The 18,646-nt window shown below is 67.1% G+C and carries 11 protein-coding genes and 2 pseudogenes; 6 read left to right on the top strand and 7 right to left on the bottom strand.

Features of this window, described 5'->3' with window-relative positions:
* The first annotated feature begins 234 nt into the window (after positions 1 to 234).
* From BLV92_RS02875 to BLV92_RS02860, 4 genes are all read left to right on the top strand, one after another.
* Positions 235 to 1,986, top strand: coding sequence for an ABC transporter ATP-binding protein/permease (locus BLV92_RS02875; RefSeq protein ID WP_090542056.1), 1,752 nt, complete (start codon positions 235 to 237; stop codon positions 1,984 to 1,986).
* Positions 1,983 to 2,756, top strand: a complete 774-nt coding sequence (locus BLV92_RS02870; protein ID WP_090542054.1) for an SDR family NAD(P)-dependent oxidoreductase — start codon at positions 1,983 to 1,985, stop codon at positions 2,754 to 2,756. The genes BLV92_RS02875 and BLV92_RS02870 overlap by 4 nt, the downstream gene beginning before the upstream one ends.
* A gap of 178 nt (positions 2,757 to 2,934) precedes the next feature.
* Complete coding sequence (locus BLV92_RS02865) at positions 2,935 to 4,197, top strand: MFS transporter (RefSeq protein WP_090542053.1); 1,263 nt, start codon at positions 2,935 to 2,937, stop codon at positions 4,195 to 4,197.
* A 46-nt stretch (positions 4,198 to 4,243) separates the two neighbouring features.
* Positions 4,244 to 5,590 carry a D-amino acid dehydrogenase gene (locus tag BLV92_RS02860; RefSeq protein ID WP_090542051.1) on the top strand — a complete coding sequence of 449 codons (1,347 nt, stop codon included), beginning with the start codon at positions 4,244 to 4,246 and terminating at the stop codon, positions 5,588 to 5,590.
* 74 nt (positions 5,591 to 5,664) lie between these two features.
* Here BLV92_RS02860 and thpR read toward each other — a convergent pair whose 3' ends face one another.
* The 4 genes and pseudogenes from thpR to BLV92_RS02840 all read right to left on the bottom strand — a co-directional run.
* Positions 5,665 to 6,219 carry an RNA 2',3'-cyclic phosphodiesterase gene (gene thpR, locus BLV92_RS02855; protein ID WP_244283735.1) on the bottom strand — a complete coding sequence of 185 codons (555 nt, stop codon included), beginning with the start codon at positions 6,217 to 6,219 and terminating at the stop codon, positions 5,665 to 5,667.
* 200 nt (positions 6,220 to 6,419) lie between these two features.
* Positions 6,420 to 7,886, bottom strand: coding sequence for a glutamate synthase subunit beta (locus tag BLV92_RS02850; protein WP_090542047.1), 1,467 nt, complete (start codon positions 7,884 to 7,886; stop codon positions 6,420 to 6,422).
* Between the two features lie 105 nt (positions 7,887 to 7,991).
* Positions 7,992 to 12,692 carry a glutamate synthase-related protein gene (locus BLV92_RS02845; protein WP_090542045.1) on the bottom strand — a complete coding sequence of 1,567 codons (4,701 nt, stop codon included), beginning with the start codon at positions 12,690 to 12,692 and terminating at the stop codon, positions 7,992 to 7,994.
* Positions 12,693 to 13,092: 400 nt separating this feature from the next.
* Positions 13,093 to 13,809: pseudogene (locus BLV92_RS02840) on the bottom strand (transposase); the annotation flags it as partial.
* A gap of 188 nt (positions 13,810 to 13,997) precedes the next feature.
* Between BLV92_RS02840 and BLV92_RS02835 the strand changes: the two are divergent.
* Positions 13,998 to 14,717, top strand: a complete 720-nt coding sequence (locus BLV92_RS02835; RefSeq protein WP_090542043.1) for an OmpW/AlkL family protein — start codon at positions 13,998 to 14,000, stop codon at positions 14,715 to 14,717.
* A 332-nt stretch (positions 14,718 to 15,049) separates the two neighbouring features.
* Entirely contained in the window at positions 15,050 to 15,427 is a 378-nt protein-coding gene (locus BLV92_RS02830; protein ID WP_090542041.1) for an ElaB/YgaM/YqjD family protein, read from the top strand.
* Positions 15,428 to 15,544: 117 nt separating this feature from the next.
* Here BLV92_RS02830 and ugpQ read toward each other — a convergent pair.
* The 3 genes and pseudogenes from ugpQ to aroB all read right to left on the bottom strand — a co-directional run bounded on the left by ugpQ (position 15,545) and on the right by aroB (position 18,645).
* Positions 15,545 to 16,265: pseudogene (gene ugpQ, locus BLV92_RS02825) on the bottom strand (glycerophosphodiester phosphodiesterase).
* A gap of 37 nt (positions 16,266 to 16,302) precedes the next feature.
* Positions 16,303 to 17,445: a deoxyguanosinetriphosphate triphosphohydrolase gene (locus BLV92_RS02820; RefSeq protein ID WP_373681902.1), complete on the bottom strand. Its 1,143-nt coding sequence runs from the start codon at positions 17,443 to 17,445 to the stop codon at positions 16,303 to 16,305.
* A gap of 117 nt (positions 17,446 to 17,562) precedes the next feature.
* On the bottom strand, positions 17,563 to 18,645 hold the full coding sequence (gene aroB / locus BLV92_RS02815; RefSeq protein ID WP_090546785.1) for a 3-dehydroquinate synthase: 1,083 nt from the start codon (positions 18,643 to 18,645) through the stop codon (positions 17,563 to 17,565).
* Between the last annotated feature and the right edge of the window lies 1 nt (position 18,646).

Here is an 18,646-nt window from a genome sequence, read left to right as displayed (position 1 = left end):
TTTGCCGGCATCCGGCCAGCGTCAGCGACAGGTCGGCGCCGGCAAGCCGCGCGAAAGCCGCCGCCGCGCACGGGCTCGATCCGCTCCGCCGCGCGACGGCAGGCCGCGCCATTAAGCTTCGTTTAAGCGGTCACGGCCAGAATCCGGCGGTCGCCGCGCCGCCCCGCGCACCGTTCGGGCAGGCGCCGCGCCCCCGCCAGGCCGCCGGCCGCACGTGCACCTATCAGGACGCTCATGACCAACCTCTCTTCCCGTCCCACGCCCGAGCAGGACCAACAGATCTCGGCCTGGAGCCTGATCAAGCCGTACTGGGTCTCCGAGGAACGCCTGATCGCATGGGGGCTGCTGATCGCGATCATCGTGATGAACCTGCTCGTCGTGTGGATCAACGTACGCCTGAACTCGTGGAGCGCCGACTTCTACAACGCGCTGCAAACGAAAAACGTAAAGCAGTTCCCCCATCTGCTGATGATCTTCAGCGGGCTCGCGTTCGGCTTCATCATCCTCGCGGTGTACGGGCGTTATCTGCGGCAGATGCTCGGCTTCCGCTGGCGTCAGTGGCTGACGACCCGCTTCCTGTCCGACTGGCTCGGCAAGGGCGCGTTCTACCGGATCGAGCGCGACCGCCTCGCGGACAACCCCGACCAGCGGATCAGCGACGACCTGCAGTCGTTCGCGACCACGACGCTGTCGCTGACGCTCGATCTGTTGTCGACGGTCGTCACGCTGGTGTCGTTCATCACGATCCTGTGGACGCTCGCTGGCGCGCTGACGATCACGCTCGGCAGCCAGCCCCTCGCGATTCCGGGCTACATGGTGTGGGCCGCGGCGCTCTACGCCGTGTTCGGCTCGATCATCATCCAGAAGGTCGGCCATCCGCTCGTGTCGATCAACTACCAGCAGCAGCGCGTCGAGGCGGACTTCCGTTTCGGCCTGATCCGGCTGCGCGAGAACGCCGAGCAGATCGCGTTCTACGACGGCATGGATACCGAACGCTCGAACGCGCAGGGGCTGTTCGCGCACATCCGCGACAACTGGTGGCGCGTGATGAAGTACACGAAGCGCCTGACATTCGTGCTGAGCTTCTACGGGCAGATCGCGATCATCTTCCCGCTCGTCGTCGCCGCGCCGCGCTATTTCGCGGGCGCGTTCAGCTTCGGCGTGCTGATGCAGATCTCGCAGGCGTTCGGCACGGTCAGCGACTCGTTCTCGTGGTTCATCAACAGTTATTCGACGCTGGTCGAATGGCGCGCCACGGTGAACCGGCTGCGCGAATTCCGCCGCGTCGTGAAGGCGCCGCGTCTGAAGGAAACGGTGTCGCCCGCGACCGAGCACGGCGGCATCAACCTGCACTTCGTCGATGCGAACCGCCTGACGACGCATCACCTGAAGCTCGCGCTGCCGAACGGCGCGCCGCTGTCCGACGTGCGCGACATCGCGATCGAACCCGGCTCGCGCTGGCTCGTGCGCGGCCCGTCCGGTTCCGGCAAGAGCACGCTGATGCGCGCGCTCGCCGGCCTGTGGCCGTTCGGCGAAGGCTCGATCGACGCGCCGGTCGATGCGCGGATGATGTTCATCCCGCAGCAGAGCTATCTGCCGATCGGCACGCTGAAGGCGGCGCTCACCTATCCGTCGCCGCAGGACGCGTACAGCGACGACGAATGCCGCGACGCGCTGCGCGCGTGCCGGCTCGAAGAATACGCGAACCGTCTCGCCGATTCCGGCCACTGGACCCGCATCCTGTCGCCGGGCGAACAGCAGCGGCTCGCCGGCGCGCGCGTGCTGCTGCACAAGCCCGACTTCCTGTTCCTCGACGAAGCGACGAGCGCGCTCGATCCGGACAACGAAGCGCGCCTCTACCGGCTCTTCAACGAACGGCTGCCGAAGGCGGCGATCGTCAGCGTCGCGCATCGCGAATCGCTCGCGCCGTTCCACGAAGAGACGCTCGACGTCGAGCGCACGCCCGAGGTCCGGGTCGCCGCATGAGCGCGCCGACGCCGCGCGTCGTCCTGATCACCGGCGCCGGGTCGGGAATCGGCGCCGCGCTCGCGCGCCGGCTCGCGGCGCCCGACACCGCGTTGATGCTGCACGCGCGCGGCGCCGATGAAGACTCGCGCGAACGCCTCGCGCGCGTCGCCGACGCCTGCGCGCAACGCGGCGCGGCGCATTGCGCGACGGTCTATGCGGACCTTGCCGAACCGGACGCGGCCGCGCGCATCGTCGAAGCCACGCTCGCGTTATTCGGCACGCTCGATCAACTGGTCGCGAACGCGGGACACGCGCAACGCCAGACGCTGTCGTCGCTCGACCCCGCCATGCTCGTCGGCGCGTTCGCGTCGATGCCCGCGTCGTTCGCGGCGCTCGTGCGGCGCGCGGCGGAACCGCTGCGCCGCTCGACGCGCGGGCGGATCGTCGCGCTGAGTTCGTTCGTCGCGCATCGCTATCGCGCGGACGCGCCGTTCGCGGCCACCGCCGCCGCGAAAGCCGCGCTCGAATCGCTCGCGAAAACGGCGGCCGCCGAGTTCGCGCCGCACGGCATCACGGTGAACTGCGTCGCGCCCGGCTACACGCGCAAGGAGCGCGGACCGAGCGCCGACAACGCGCCCGCATGGGCGCGCGCCGCGGACGCGACGCCGCTCGGCCGCGTCGCCGAGCCCGACGACATCGCCGAACTGATTGCATTCCTGCTGTCCGACGCCGCGCGTCATATCACCGGCCAGGTGATCCACGTCGACGGCGGCCTGACGCTCGGCTGACCCGCCCCACTCCGCTCCTTCATCGTTTGCCGTCGCGGCAAACCCGCCGCATTTTTGCCACGTTGGCCCGCGCGCGAGATCGCACCGTAAAATACCGCGACTCGCGCCCCACGCAGGACCGCCGACCACGCGCGCCAGTCACACCCGTCATACAACGAACAAAGGGGATGGACACGCGATGCGATCGTTCCAGTGGTTCACCGAGCTGACGCCGCGCGAGCGCCGCACGCTGTATGCGGGTTTCGGCGGTTATGCGGTCGACGCGTTCGACTTCATGATCTATTCGTTCCTGATTCCGACGCTGATCGCCGCATGGGGAATGTCGAAGAACGAGGCCGGGATGATCGCGACGAGTTCGCTGATCTCGTCCGCGATCGGCGGCTGGCTCGCCGGCATCCTCGCGGACCGCCTCGGCCGCGTGCGCGTGCTGCAATGGACGATCGCGACGTTCGCGGTGTTCACGTTCCTGTCCGGTTTCACGCAGTCGTTCTGGCAGTTGCTCGCGACGCGCACGCTGCAAGGCATCGGCTTCGGCGGCGAATGGTCGGTCGTCACGATCATGATGGCCGAGACGATCCGCTCGCCGCAGCATCGCGCGAAGGCGGTCGGCACCGTGCAAAGCAGCTGGTCGTTCGGCTGGGCCGCCGCCGCGCTGCTGTACTGGGCGTTCTTCGCCCTGCTGCCGGACGAATGGGCGTGGCGCGCGTGCTTCTGGATCGGCATCGTGCCCGCGCTGTGGATCCTGTACGTGCGCCGCAACGTCAGCGACCCGGACGTGTTCGTCGCGACCCGCCGCGCGCAGCGCGACGACGCGGCCACTCGCGCGCAGTTCCTGCGGATCTTCGACCGCGACCACCTGAAAACGACGCTGCTCGGCAGCGCGCTGTGCACCGGGATGCTCGGCGGCTATTACGCGATCACCACGTGGCTGCCGACCTATCTGAAGACGGTCCGCCACCTGTCGGTGTTCAACACGAGCGGCTACCTGATCGTGCTGATCGTCGGCTCGTTCGCGGGCTACATCGTCGGCGCGATCCTGAGCGACCGGATCGGCCGGCGCGCGTCGTTCGTGCTGTTCGCGGTCGGCTCGTTCGTGCTCGGGATGGCGTACACGATGCTGCCCGTCACCGACAACGCGATGCTGCTGCTCGGCTTCCCGCTCGGCATCGTCGTGCAGGGCATCTTCGCGGGCATCGGCGCGTACCTGTCCGAACTGTATCCGAGCGCGATCCGCGGCTCCGGCCAGGGGTTCTGCTACAACCTCGGGCGCGGGCTCGGATCGTTTTTCCCGATCCTCGTCGGCACGCTCGCGCAGTCGATGACGCTCGTGAAAGCGATCGGCGCGGTCGCCGGCGCGGGTTATCTGCTGGTGATCGTCGCCGCGCTGTGCCTGCCGGAAACGAAGGGCAAGCCGCTGACTGCGGGGCCCGCTGCACGATGACCGATTACATGCTGCAATACCGTCCGTTCTCCCCAATGCGAGCGGCATGAAAACGATCGTCCTCGGCGCCGGCGTGATCGGCGTGGCCACCGCGTATTACCTGAGCGAGCGCGGCTGCGACGTCACCGTGATCGAGCGCGAACCCGGCGTCGCGCTCGGCACGAGCTTCGGCAACGCGGGCGTGATCGCACCCGGCTACGTGACGCCGTGGGCCGCGCCGGGCATGCCGCTCAAGCTAGTCAAATACCTGCTGAAACCCGCGTCGCCGCTGATCTTCCGGCCGACGCTCGACCCCGCGCAATGGCGCTGGATCGCGCGCTGGCTGCGCGAATGCGACCTCGCGCGCTTCCGCGTGAACAAGCAGCGGATGCAGCGCATCGCGCACTACAGCCGCGAATGCCTGCACGCGTTCCTTGCCGCCCATGCATTCGACTACGGCCGCAGCCAGGGTTACCTGCAACTGTTCCGCAGCGGCTACGACGTCGAACTGGCGCAGCCGGCGCTCGCGGTGCTGCGCGACGCGGGCGTCGTCTATCGCGAAATGGACGCCGACGAATGCGCGCGGATCGAGCCGGGCCTGCAATGGTCGCGCGTGAAGCCGGTCGCGGGCGTCTATCTGCCGGACGACGAAGCGGGCGACTGCGCGCGCTTCACGCGCGAACTGCGCTCGGTGTGCGAAGCGAACGGCGTGCAGTTCCTGTTCGACACGGACGTCGCCGGCCTCGACGTCGAGCAGGGCCGCGTGCGCGGCGTGCGCATCCGCGCGCTGCCGGAGCGGCGCGGACGGCGCGAGCCGAAACAGGCGTCGGACGCGACCGGGCCTCGGGCCCCGGCGCCGCCGTCACGCGATCCATCGCCGCGCACGCTCGCCGCCGACGCGGTGGTCGTCGCGCTCGGCGTCGAAAGCGCGGCGCTGGTCGCGCCGTTCGGCGTGCGCGTGCCGCTTTATCCGGTGAAGGGGTATTCGGCGACGCTGCCGGTCGTCGACGACCAGAAGGCGCCGCGCGCCGCGCTGATGGACGAATCGCTGAAGACCGCGATCACGCGCTTCGACACGCACCTGCGCGTCGCCGGCACCGCGGAACTCGGCAACCGGCACGCGACGCTGCGCGAGCAGGCGTTGCAGACGCTGATGAAGGTGCTCGACGACTGGTTCCCGCACGCGGCGACGCCGTCGTCCGCGCAGTTCTGGGTCGGCCGCAGGCCGATGGTGCCGGACGGGCCGCCGCTGCTCGGGCCGTCGGGCGTCGACGGTCTGTGGCTGAACGTCGGTCACGGCTCGACCGGCTGGGCGATGTCGATGGGATCGGGGCGCGTGGTCGCCGATCTCGTCACGCAGCGCACGCCGGACATCGACCTCGACGGGCTCACGCTTGCGCGTTATCGGCGCTGATCCGGGCATCCAGGCGCAAGCGCGCAAACGGCGACATCACGCACACGTCGCTCATCGGCAGCGCAGTTCCCGATTCAATCGAGCGGCACGCTCGCCAGCGCCTCATAACGCGCGCCCTGCTTCGCGAGCGTGCTCGAATAGAGCACGAGCGACGTGAAGCGCATCGGCGGCAGCGCGGCGAAATCGCACAACGGCGCGACCGCCGATGCGTCGCGCGCGAACCGCGCGAGCGTGATGTGCGGACGAAACGCGCGCGCATCGACCGGCAGGCCGGTTTCGATCATCGACGAACGCACGTGCCAGTCGAGCGCGACGAACGCATCGGACAGCGCGAGCACCGCCACCATCAACCTCGGATGCGCGCCAGCGGGCCAGCATTCGATGCGCTCGACCGGCGCGGGCGGGATCGGCAACGCGCGCCCGCGCAACCTGCTCGCCAACCTGTCGCCCTGTTCGAACGGCAATGCGCCGATGAACGCGACCGTCAGATGAAGCTGCGCATACGGCACGCGCCGCGCCGGATCGGGCAGCGTCAGCGCGGACGACGTTAGCGCATCGCGCGACGCGTCGTCGGGCGCGAGCGCGACGAAACAGCGTTGCCACGCATCGGATCGCGGCGGATTGCGCATGACCGGAGCCCATCGGATATCGGCACGAGCCGCCATGTTAGCGCGCCTCGCACGTGAAAAAGCCGGGTCGCCCTTACGGGCGCCCGGCTTCCGGCGGTACTGCTCGATCGTCTCCTGCCTGTCTCCGCTCTAAACGTGTCAGGCAGAGGTTGGGGCTATGGGACCAGCGCAGGCGCTGAAGCACCTGCTCCGGTCCCCCATCAGCGCGGCAACTCCGAGCTGCCCATCAGGTACGCATCGACGGAACGCGCACACTGGCGGCCTTCGCGGATCGCCCAAACGACGAGCGACTGCCCGCGGCGCATGTCGCCAGCGGTGAACACCTTGTCGACCGACGTGTAATACGCCTTGTCGCCGTCGGTCGATGCGCGCACGTTGCCGCGCGCGTCCTTGTCGACGCCGAACGCTTCGAGCACCGGCGACACCGGCTGCGTGAAGCCCATCGCGAGCAGCACGAGGTCGGCCTTCATCTCGAACTCGGAGCCCGGCACCTCGACCATCTTGCCGTCCTTCCACTCGACGCGCGCGGCGATCAGCTTCTCGACCTTGCCGTTCTTGCCTTCGAGGCGCTTCGTCGCGACCGCCCAGTCGCGCTCGCAGCCTTCGTCGTGCGACGACGACGTGCGCAGCTTGACCGGCCAGTACGGCCATACGAGCGGCTTGTTCTCCACTTCCGGCGGCTGCGGCAGCAGTTCGAACTGCGTGACGCTCTTCGCGCCGTGACGGTTCGACGTGCCGACGCAGTCGGAGCCGGTATCGCCGCCGCCGATGACGATCACATGCTTGGCCTTGGCGAGCAGTTGGTCCGCGACCTTGTCGCCCGCGTTCACCTTGTTCTGCTGCGGCAGGAACTCCATCGCGAAATGGATGCCCGCGAGTTCGCGGCCCGGCACCGGCAGGTCGCGCGGCGTTTCGGAACCGCCCGCGATCACGACCGCGTCGAACTGTTCCTTCAGTTCGTCCGGCGAGATCGTTTCCTTCGCCGTGTTGCCGATGTACGCGGGCAGCTCGCCCTTGCCGACGAACACGCTCGTGCGGAACGTCACGCCTTCGGCTTCCATCTGGCGCATCCGGCGGTCGATCAGCCACTTTTCGAGCTTGAAGTCGGGGATGCCGTAACGCAGCAGACCGCCGATGCGGTCGTTCTTCTCGAACACCGTCACGTCGTGGCCGGCGCGCGCCAGTTGCTGCGCGGTGGCGAGGCCCGCGGGACCCGAGCCGACCACCGCGACCTTCTTGCCGGTCTTGTGCGTCGGCGGCTGCGGCGCGACCCAGCCTTCGGCCCACGCCTTGTCGATGATCGCGTGCTCGATCGACTTGATGCCGACCGGATCGTTGTTGATGCCGAGCGTGCACGCCGCTTCGCACGGCGCCGGGCAGATGCGGCCCGTGAACTCGGGGAAGTTGTTCGTCGAGTGCAGCACCTCGATCGCGCTCTTCCAGTCCTGGCGGAACACCAGGTCGTTGAAGTCCGGAATGATGTTGTTCACCGGGCAGCCGTTGTTGCAGAACGGAATGCCGCAGTCCATGCAACGTGCGCCCTGGATCTTCGCGTCGTCGTCGGACAGCGCCGCGACGAACTCCTTGTAGTGCTTGACCCGCGTGAGCGGAGCTTCGTACGCCTCGTGGCGGCGTTCGAACTCCAGAAAACCGGTTGCCTTACCCATGTGGCTCTCGTCTATCTGTGTATTCGGTGAGGGGATCGGCGCCCGCCGTCGCGCGCATGGCGGCGCGCGGCGGGCGCTCTCGTCGTCTGGTCGTCGGCGGGCGGGTTAAGCGGCCAGCTCTTCCTGGTTCGGCTTCTTCGCACCCAGCTCGGCCAATGCGCGCCTGTATTCCGTCGGGAACACCTTCACGAACTGGCGGCGCGCCGCATCCCAGTTTTCCAGCAGCGCCTTCGCACGCGGCGAACCGGTGAACTGGAAGTGACGCTCGACGAGCCCCTTCAGCAGCGCCTCGTCGGTCTGGCCGGCGTGCCACAGCGTGCGGTCGACCGTGCGTTCCTGCTCGGCCTGCTGCAGCACCGGTTCGAGCGTGACCATCGACTTGTTGCACTTGTTCGCGAACGAGCTGTCCGGGTCGTACACGAACGCGACGCCGCCCGACATGCCGGCCGCGAAGTTGCGGCCCGTCTCGCCGAGCACGACGACCGTGCCGCCCGTCATGTACTCGCAGCCGTGGTCGCCGGTGCCTTCGACGACCGCCGTCGCGCCCGAGTTGCGCACGCAGAAGCGTTCGCCCGCGACGCCGCGGAAGAACGACTCGCCTTCGATCGCGCCGTACATCACCGTGTTGCCGCAGATGATGTTTTCCTCGGACTTGCCGCGGAAGTCGTTGGTCGGACGGATGATGATCCGGCCGCCCGACAGACCCTTGCCGACGTAGTCGTTGCCGTCGCCGACCAGGTCGAGCGTGATGCCCTTCGCGAGGAACGCGCCGAAGCTCTGGCCGGCGGTGCCCTTCAGCTGGATGTGGATCGCGTCGTCGGGCAGGCCGTCATGGCCGTACTTCTTCGCGACCACGCCGGACAGCATCGCGCCGACCGTGCGGTTCACGTTGCGCACCGGCTGGATGAACGACACGTGCTCGCCGTTCTCGATCGCGGCCTTCGCCTTCTCGATCAGCGTGTGGTCGAGCGCGCGGTCGAGGCCGTGGTCCTGCGACTCGACGTGCAGATGCGCGACGTCCGCTTCGACCTGCGGCTGGTAGAACACCCGCGAGAAGTCGAGGCCCTTCGCCTTCCAGTGCTCGATGCCCTTCTTCGTGTCGAGCAGGTCCGCGCGGCCGATCAGGTCGTCGAACTTGCGGATGCCCAGTTGCGCCATGATCTCGCGCACTTCCTCGGCGATGAAGAAGAAGAAGTTCACGACGTGCTCCGGCTGGCCGGAGAACTTCGCGCGCAGCACCGGGTCCTGCGTCGCGACGCCGACCGGGCACGTGTTCAGATGGCACTTGCGCATCATGATGCAGCCTTCGACGACGAGCGGCGCCGTCGCGAAGCCGAACTCGTCCGCGCCGAGCAGCGCGCCGATCACGACGTCGCGGCCGGTCTTCATCTGGCCGTCCGCCTGCACGCGGATGCGGCCGCGCAGCTTGTTCAGCACCAGCGTCTGCTGCGTTTCCGCGAGGCCCAGTTCCCACGGCGTGCCCGCGTGCTTGAGCGACGACAGCGGCGACGCGCCGGTGCCGCCGTCATGGCCGGCGATCACGACGTGATCGGCCTTCGCCTTCGCGACACCCGCGGCGACCGTGCCGACGCCCACTTCGGACACCAGCTTCACCGAGATGCTCGACGCCGGGTTCACGTTCTTCAGATCGTGAATCAGTTGCGCGAGGTCTTCGATCGAGTAGATGTCGTGGTGCGGCGGCGGCGAGATCAGGCCGACGCCCGGCACCGAGTAACGCAGCTTGCCGATGTACTCGGACACCTTGTGGCCCGGCAACTGGCCGCCTTCGCCCGGCTTCGCGCCCTGCGCCATCTTGATCTGGATCTGGTCCGCCGATGCGAGGTACTCGGCCGTCACGCCGAACCGGCCCGATGCGACCTGCTTGATCTTCGAGCGCAGCGAGTCGCCGTCCTTCAGCGGGATGTCGCGCACGATTTCGTTGCCGATCACCGAGGCGAGCGTGTCGCCGTTCTTGATCGGAATGCCGCGCAGCTCGTTGCGGTAGCGGTTCTTGTCCTCGCCGCCTTCGCCGGTGTTCGACTTGCCGCCGATCCGGTTCATCGCGATCGCGAGCGTCGCGTGCGCTTCCGTGCTGATCGAGCCGAGCGACATCGCGCCGGTCGCGAAACGCTTCACGATGTCCTTCGCCGGCTCGACGTCGTCGATCGAGATCGCACGCGACGGATCGAAGCGGAACTCGAACAGGCCGCGGAACGTCATGTGGCGCTTCGTCTGATCGTTGATCAGATGCGCGTATTCCTTGTACGTCTGGTACGAGTTGCTGCGCGCCGAATGCTGGAGCTTCGCGATCGCGTCGGGCGTCCACATGTGGTCTTCGCCGCGCACGCGGTACGCGTACTCGCCGCCCGCGTCGAGCATGTTCGCGAGCACCGGGTTGTCGCCGAACGCGTCGCGGTGCAGGCGGATCGCCTCTTCCGCGACCTCGAACAGGCCGATGCCGCCGACCTTCGACGCCGTGCCCTTGAAGTACTTGCCGACCAGCTCTTCGGACAGGCCGACCGCTTCGAAGATCTGCGCGCCCGTGTACGACATGTACGTCGAGATGCCCATCTTCGACATGACCTTCAACAGGCCCTTGCCGACCGCCTTCGTGAAGTTGTAGATCGCCTTGTCGGCCGACAGGTCGCCCTTCAGGCCCGACGCCATCTGCGCGAGCGTTTCCATCGCGAGGTACGGGTGAATGGCTTCCGCGCCGTAGCCCGCGAGCAGCGCGAAGTGGTGCGTCTCGCGTGCGGAGCCGGTTTCGACGACGAGGCCCGTGCTCGTGCGCAGGCCCTGCTGCACGAGATGCGTGTGGATCGCCGAGGTCGCGAGCAGCGCCGGAATCGCGACGTTGTCGCGGTCCGCGCGGCGGTCCGACACGATCAGGATGTTGTAGCCCGAGCGCACCGCATCGACCGCTTCCGCGCACAGCGACGCGAGGCGCGCTTCTATGCCTTCCTTGCCCCACGCGACCGGATAGCAGATGTTCAGTTCGTACGAGCTGAACTTGCCGCCGGTGTATTGCTCGATCGCGCGGATCTTCGCGATGTCCTTGAAGTCGAGCACCGGCTGCGACACTTCGAGCCGCATCGGCGGGTTGATGTTGTTCGTGTCGAGCAGGTTCGGCTTCGGGCCGATGAACGACACGAGCGACATCACCATGTTCTCGCGGATCGGGTCGATCGGCGGGTTCGTGACCTGCGCGAACAGTTGCTTGAAGTAGTGATACAGCGTCTTGTTCTTGTTCGACATCACCGCGAGCGGCGAGTCGTTGCCCATCGAGCCGATGGCTTCCTCGCCCGACGCCGCCATCGGCGCCATCAGGAACTTCAGGTCTTCCTGCGTGTAGCCGAACGCCTGCTGACGGTCGAGCAGCGCCGCGCCTTCCGCACGCGCGGTCGCGACGTCCTCGGCCTTCGGCTCGATCTCGTCGAGCTTGATGCGCACCGCGTCGATCCAGCTCTTGTACGGCTTCGCGTTCGCGAGGTTGTCCTTCAGTTCCTTGTCGTCGATGATGCGGCCGTGCTCCATGTCGATCAGGAACATCTTGCCCGGCTGCAGACGCCACTTCTTCACGATCTTCGACTCGGGGATCGACAGCGTGCCGGCCTCCGACGCCATGATTACGAGGTCGTCGTCGGTGACGATGTAGCGCGCCGGACGCAGACCGTTACGGTCGAGCGTCGCGCCGATCTGGCGGCCGTCGGTGAACGCGATCGCGGCGGGGCCGTCCCACGGCTCCATCATCGCGGCGTGGTACTCGTAGAACGCGCGGCGGTTGTCGTCCATCAGCGTGTGCTGTTCCCACGCTTCCGGGATCATCATCATCACCGCGTGCACGAGCGGGTAACCGGCCATCACGAGCAGTTCGAGGCAGTTGTCGAACGACGCGGTGTCCGACTGGCCCGGATAGATCAGCGGCCACAGCTTCGGCAGATCGTCGCCCAGCACGTGCGACGCGATCGCGCCGGTGCGCGCGTTCAGCCAGTTCACGTTGCCCTTCACGGTGTTGATCTCGCCGTTGTGCGCGATCATCCGGTACGGGTGAGCGAGTTCCCACGCGGGGAACGTGTTGGTCGAGAAGCGCTGGTGCACGAGCGCGAGCGCCGACACGACGCGCTCGTCCTGCAGGTCGCGGTAGTACACGCCGACCTGGCCCGCGAGCAGCAGCCCCTTGTAGACCACCGTGCGCGCCGACATCGACGGCACGAAGTATTCCTTGCCGTGCTTGAGCTTCAACGCCTGGATGCGGTGGCTCGCGGTCTTGCGGATCACGTACAGCTTGCGCTCCAGCGCATCGGTGACCATCACGTCCTTGCCGCGGCCGATGAAGATCTGGCGGATCAGCGGCTCGCTCGCCTTGACGGTCGGCGAGATCGGCATCGCGTGGTCGACCGGCACGTCGCGCCAGCCGAGCACGACCTGGCCTTCGGCGCGCACCGTGCGCTCCAGTTCCTGTTCGCACGCGAGGCGCGACGCGTGTTCTTTCGGCAGGAAGATCATGCCGACGCCGTATTCGCCGTTCGGCGGCAGCGTCACGCCCTGCTTCGCCATTTCCTCGCGATAAAACGCATCGGGAATCTGGATCAGGATGCCCGCGCCGTCGCCCATCAGCGGATCGGCGCCGACGGCGCCCCGGTGGTCGAGGTTTTCGAGAATTTTCAGCCCTTGCTGAATGATCTCGTGGCTCTTCTTGCCCTTGATGTGGGCGACGAAGCCGACGCCGCAGGCGTCGTGCTCGTTTTGCGGGTCATACAGACCTTGCGCGGCGGGGATCGCGGCGCGGTGCGGGTGATCGTTCATGGGGACACCGTCTGAGAAGGGCCGTTGCCAGCCGTTTTAAACCATGTTTTTTTGTTTCCCGCCGCTTGCATGACCGCTGTACGGCGTTGCGCGGGCGATCCGAGCTTCCCGCGTCGTGCGTCAAGGAGAGCCGAACAGCGAATATACGCGACGAATCAAGGGGATGGCAAATAAAACCGCATGATAGAACCCCTATTATCGGAGTGGTGCAATTCTGCCCGTTTTAATTGGTTCCACATCAAAACAGGGCAAAAGAAAGGCGGCGTGGATACACGCCGCCTTCCATCAACCAATTGAATTTAAACCGGTTTTATCAATGCGAACCCGGCCCGGGCTTGCCGGCGTCGTGACCCGATGCGGGCGCCTGCGGCGCACCGGGCGAAGGCGTCTGCGGCGTCGGCTGGGCCGGCGGCGGCGCTGACGGCGCCTCGCGCACCTTGCGCGGACGGCCGCGCGGCAACGGCGACACCCGCCGGTTCGCGGTCCGCGCCGCCCACTCGCGATACGAATCGCTGCCGAGCACCCAGCCCTTCAGCGTCGCCTGCATCAACTGGCTGGTTTCGCGTTCGTCGAGCGGCTGCTCGCACAGTTCGCGATACGCGCGCTGCCGCTCGAACGGCGTGTTGCCGAGCGCCCAGTACAGCGGATGATCGGTGATCAGGCTGTCGACGGTGAGACCGATGTGATGCCGGTAGCTCGACCACCGGTAGTCCTCCGGCGCGGACACCTGATGGTTGCGGACCGGCGCCATTTCGACGACGCGGCTCGCGAGCAGGAAGTAGCGGTCGCCCTCGATCACCGTCGCGCGATAGCGGCCCTCCCACAACGTGCCGCGCCGCGAATAACGCCGGTTGAAGTGCGCGACGTAGCGCCTGCCGACCGCCTGCATCGCCTTCGGCAGGCTCGACTCGTCGGACGGCGTGGCGAGCAGTTGCACCGCGCCGGGCATCAGCACCCACGCATGCACCGCAAGATGATGATCGCGCGCCGCCGCCTTCAGGCAATCGATGAAAAGCTCGTAGTCCTGGTCGTCGACGAATGCGGGTTGCTGGTCGAGCCCACGCAGGATCACGTGCTGAGGCTGATCGGGGACATAAAGACGTGCAAGCCGTGCCATGCTCGATTTTCCATTAGTCCGTTGGTGAATACCCGCAGACCCGCCAAGCCCCGCCAGCGCTGCTTTCGCGCCGGCGCGGCTTTGACGGAAGCCTCGCGGCGCTTAGGGAGAAAGCTCTAACCGTCGCGTATGGTTTGTTGCAAACGTTCTGTTCATAATGAGCGGGCCTTTCAAGGAGGAGCACATATATGAAATATAAACAGGCGCTGGCGGGGCTCGCCGCACTCGCCAGTCTGTCTTCGGCGCATGCACAATCGGCCAATACGCTGTACTTCACCACCGGCTGGTTTCGCTTCATGCCCCAGGACAGCAGCAAACCACTGAAGCTGGACAGCGCGGGCGGCACGCCCATCAACGCCGAAATTCCCAACACAGGAGCCGGCGTCGACTCTTCCGATACGGCGGGCCTCAGTGTCGGCTACTTCATCACGGACCACATCGCCACCGAATTCGAAGGCGGCATCCCGCCGAAGTTCAACCTCAATGGCGAAGGCCTGCTCGGCCAGTTCGGCAAGGTCGGCTCCGCGCGACTGTGGGCACCGGCGCTGCTGTTCAAGTACTACTTCAACAAGCCCGAAGCGAAGTTCCGCCCGTATCTCGGCCTCGGCGTCACGTACGTCTGGTTCTCGGATGCGAAGATCACGAACGGCGCCTTCGAACAGGGGGCCTTGGGGGGTCCGACCAGCGTTTCGACGGATCGTTCCTGGGCGCCCGTCATCAATGCCGGTTTCAACTACTCGTTCACCAAACACTGGTTCGCAGGTTTTTCGCTGTCCTATATCCCGGTCAGCGTCCTCGCCACGCTTCATACCCAGACGCAATCGCAGATCCCCATCACGCGCCAGTACGAAGCGAAGATCCACCTGAACCCGCTCGTCACGTATGTGAAGATCGGCTACATGTTCTGACTTCGGCGCCGCGTTGCCGTTGCGCCGTCCGCATCGCATGCAGCCCATGACGCGATGCGGACGGCGCGTCCCGCGCGAAGCCCGACGTCTGCCCGACGCGCCGCGCGGTTTTCCTGATTCTATGCTTCCGGGGAAAACGGTGCTGTCCCCGTAATCATCTGATCGAGCGAGAGCGGCGCAATGCCCCGCAGCGCCTCGCATGCGACGATACGGCCGCACCCAGGCCGACGCGCCGGGTACCGAAATTGCGCAATACTGCCACTCACGGGTGCTGCGTCGCCGATCGACGCAGCACGCAGACGTCTTTCCTGTTTCTCAACAACGGAGCGATCATGAGCGCATTTCCGAACACCCGCGAAGCCCTTGGAGACTCCTGGACGAAGACGGGCCGCCACGCGAAGCGTATTGCACGGCACAGCCGGCACGCGGCCGAAGACATCGCCGGCGAATTGAGGGATCTGCTCGCCGAACTCGAAGCGTCGCTCGGCGACGGCACCCACGCCGACGCGGCGGCGCTGCGCGAGAACGTCCGCCAGCGGCTCGACGCCGCCCGCGCGCGGCTCGACGAAACGCGCGTGGCCGCGCGCGAGCGCGCCGGCGAGGCGCTGTCGAACGCCGACGACTACGTGCACGCGAATCCGTGGCAGGCGATTGCGATCGTCGGCGGCGCCGCGCTAATCGCGGGCGCGTTGATCGCGCGCTGCCGCTAACCGCCGGAGCGGGCCACCGCGACGAATGACGGGCGGCGGTGGCGCGTCGTTGCGCGTTGGCGTGCGCCACCGTACGTCACCTCCTGGGCTCGACGGCCGTTTGTGAAACGTTGGCCTTCAGCCGTCGAGTGCGGGCGGCCCGATCAGGTCGAGGCGGTCGGTGCAGACCGTAGCCGCGCACGCTCCAGATCGTTCACCGTGTACGCGAGCATGAACAGTCCCGCCGCCTTGATCCGCGCGACGAGCGTTGCGTCGAGATGGCGATGGCTCGCGTGCAGCGAAACGCAGCCGGGCGCCGCCGCCTGCTCGCGCCAGTCCGCCGGCACCCGCCCGAACAGCAGCCCGCGTCGCACGCCTGGCGCGACGTCGCGCGCGGCGGCCAGCGCGCCGAACGAGAACGACGACAGCAGCGGCGGTGGTGCCGCGCCGGACCACAGCCGCGCCGTTTCTTCGACAACCAGCCGCCCGATTTCGATGTCGCGGCCGGGACAGGGCTTGATATCGACGTTTGCCGCAATCGACAGTTCGATGCAGCGTCCGGCCGCCTGCGCGAGCGTCGGCATGCGCTCACCCGCGAAACGCGGAGCGCGCCACATACCGGCATCGAGCACGGCCAGCGCGTCTAACGCATCCGCGCGGCGCGTCCGCGCCCGTTCGACGTGCGGCCCACCGTGTCGTCGTGCAGCAGGAACGCGACGTTGTCGACGGACAGCTTCGCGTCGAACTCCACCATCGTGTGCCCGAAACGTGCGCCGGTAGCGATCGCTGCGAGCGTGTTCTCCGGCGCGAGCGTTCCGCCGCCGCGATGCGCGGATACAGCCAGGCATTCATCCGGCAAACCCCTTCGGTGAGCAAAACGGAGCGACAGCGGCCGGTCAGTCGTCGTCGACGACGAACAGCCGCCGATATTCCTTCTGCGCGTAACGGTCGGTCATGCCGGCGATGTAATGCGCGATCAGCCGCGGCTGCATGCCCCCGTCCGACGACTGATACGCGGGCGGCAACAGCCGCGGATCGCTGCTGAACGCGTCGAACAGCCCCTTCACGACGCGCCGCGCCTTGTTCGCCATTCGCATCACACGGTAGTGGCGATACAGGTTGCGATACAGGAACCGCTTCAGCACCGCCGCCTGGGCCGCCACCTGCTCGCTGTGCGCGACGAGCGGAGGCGCCGCGCGCACGTCGTCGAGCGACGACGGCGCATATTTCGCGAGATTGCGGTTCGTGGTCTCGATCAGATCGACGATCAGCGTGTTGATGATGCGCCGCACCGTTTCGTGAACCGCCCGGCGGCCTTCGATCGCCGGGAAGTCGCGGCGTGCCGCGTCGTAATGGCTCTGCCACAGTTCGACTTCGGCAAGCTGCCCGATCGTCAGCAGACCGGAGCGCAGACCGTCGTCGACATCGTGATTGTTGTACGCAATCTCGTCCGCGACGTTCGCGATCTGCGCCTCGATCGACGGCTGGCGGCCGGTCAGGAAACGCTCGCCGAGTTCGCCAAGACGGCGCGCGTGTTCGCGCGAACAGTGCTTCAGGATGCCCTCGCGCGTCTCGAAACACAGGTTCAGCCCGTCGAACGCGCCGTAGTGCTCTTCGAGTTCGTCGACCACCGCGAGGCTTTGCAGGTTGTGCTCGAAGCCGCCGTGCTCGCGCATGCATTCGTTCAGCGCGTCCTGGCCCGCATGGCCGAACGGCGTATGGCCGAGATCGTGCGCGAGCGAGATCGCCTCGACGAGGTCCTCGTTCACGCGCAGGTTGCGCGCGACCGACCGCGCGATCTGCGCGACTTCGAGGCTGTGCGTGAGCCGCGTGCGAAACAGGTCGCCCTCGTGGTTCACGAACACCTGGGTCTTGTATTCGAGCCGGCGGAACGCGGTCGAATGGACGATGCGGTCGCGGTCGCGCTGGAATTCGGTGCGCGCGGCCGGCAGCGGCTCCGGATGGCGACGGCCGCGCGAGCGCGACGAATGCGCCGCATACGGCGCGAGCCCCGCCTCCTGCCACGCGGCCGGCGACATCGCTTCGCGCGACGCGCCGCCTGCAAAATCAGCCGGGCCGGCTGCCATTCCGGGATCGCTGCGCCTGTCGCTCACGGCTTCCTCCAGTCGTGTGTCGCGCGAGCCGCCGGCTGCGCTTTACGGTTGCGTCGTCGCCGCGAGCGTGGCCAACACGGCTTCGTCGGACGCACGGGTGATCAGCGTATCGCCGAAGCGCTTCAACAGGATGAACTTGATCGCGCCGCCTTCCGCCTTCTTGTCCACCTGCATCAGTTCGACATAGCGGTCCGCGCCGAGCGCCGGCGCACGCACCGGCAGCTTCGCGGCGGCGACCACGTCGACCAGACGCCGGCGCGACGCGTCGTCCAGATGACCGACGCGCACGGATAGATCCGCCGCCATCACCATCCCGCAGCCGACCGCCTCGCCGTGCAGCCACTCGCCGTAACCTAGCCCGGCCTCGATCGCGTGGCCGAACGTGTGGCCGAAATTGAGGATCGCGCGCAGGCCGCCTTCACGCTCGTCGGCGGCGACCACCGACGCCTTGATCTCGCACGAACGCTTCACCGCATGGGCGAGCGCATCGGGATCGCAGCGGTTCAGCGCATCGACGTTCGCCTCGATCCAGTCGAAAAACGCGACGTCCGCGATCGCGCCGGTCTTGATGACCTCGGCGACGCCGGCCGCCAGCTCGCGCGGCGGCAGCGTGCGCAGCGTGGCGATGTCCGCGATCACCGCCTGCGGCTGGTAAAACGCGCCGATCATGTTCTTGCCGAGCGGATGGTTGATGCCGGTCTTGCCGCCGACCGAAGAATCGACCTGCGACAGCAGCGTCGTCGGCACCTGGATGAACGGCACGCCGCGCATGTAGCAGGCCGCCGCAAAACCGGTCATGTCGCCGGTCACGCCGCCGCCCAGCGCGATCAGCGTGGTCTTGCGGTCCGCGCGCGCGGTGAGCAGCGCGTCGAAGATCCGGTTCAGCGTTTCCCAGTTCTTGTGCGCCTCGCCGTCAGGCAGCACGACGGTGTGGACGTCCTTGCCGAGCGGCGCGAGCGCCGCGCGCAGCGCGTCGCCGTACAGCGGCTCGACGACGGTATTCGTGACGATGGTGACCGACTTGCCGGCGATGTGCGGCGCGAACAGCGCCGTCTGACCGATCAGGCCGGTGCCGATGTGGATGGGATAGGCGCGATCGCCCAGTTCGACGTTGACGGTAATCATG

It is taken from the genome of Paraburkholderia caballeronis, assembly GCF_900104845.1.
Lineage (GTDB): Bacteria > Pseudomonadota > Gammaproteobacteria > Burkholderiales > Burkholderiaceae > Paraburkholderia > Paraburkholderia caballeronis.
This window is presented reverse-complemented; position numbering and strand designations above follow the sequence as displayed.

Coding starts and splice junctions, on each gene's coding strand:
- BLV92_RS02875 (WP_090542056.1), top strand. CDS start 235: ATGACCAACCTCTCTTCCCGTCCCACGCCCGAGCAGGACCAACAGATC.
- BLV92_RS02870 (WP_090542054.1), top strand. CDS start 1,983: ATGAGCGCGCCGACGCCGCGCGTCGTCCTGATCACCGGCGCCGGGTCG.
- BLV92_RS02865 (WP_090542053.1), top strand. CDS start 2,935: ATGCGATCGTTCCAGTGGTTCACCGAGCTGACGCCGCGCGAGCGCCGC.
- BLV92_RS02860 (WP_090542051.1), top strand. CDS start 4,244: ATGAAAACGATCGTCCTCGGCGCCGGCGTGATCGGCGTGGCCACCGCG.
- thpR (WP_244283735.1), bottom strand. CDS start 6,219: ATGCGCAATCCGCCGCGATCCGATGCGTGGCAACGCTGTTTCGTCGCG.
- BLV92_RS02850 (WP_090542047.1), bottom strand. CDS start 7,886: ATGGGTAAGGCAACCGGTTTTCTGGAGTTCGAACGCCGCCACGAGGCG.
- BLV92_RS02845 (WP_090542045.1), bottom strand. CDS start 12,692: ATGAACGATCACCCGCACCGCGCCGCGATCCCCGCCGCGCAAGGTCTG.
- BLV92_RS02835 (WP_090542043.1), top strand. CDS start 13,998: ATGAAATATAAACAGGCGCTGGCGGGGCTCGCCGCACTCGCCAGTCTG.
- BLV92_RS02830 (WP_090542041.1), top strand. CDS start 15,050: ATGAGCGCATTTCCGAACACCCGCGAAGCCCTTGGAGACTCCTGGACG.
- BLV92_RS02820 (WP_373681902.1), bottom strand. CDS start 17,445: ATGTCGCCGGCCGCGTGGCAGGAGGCGGGGCTCGCGCCGTATGCGGCG.
- aroB (WP_090546785.1), bottom strand. CDS start 18,645: ATGATTACCGTCAACGTCGAACTGGGCGATCGCGCCTATCCCATCCAC.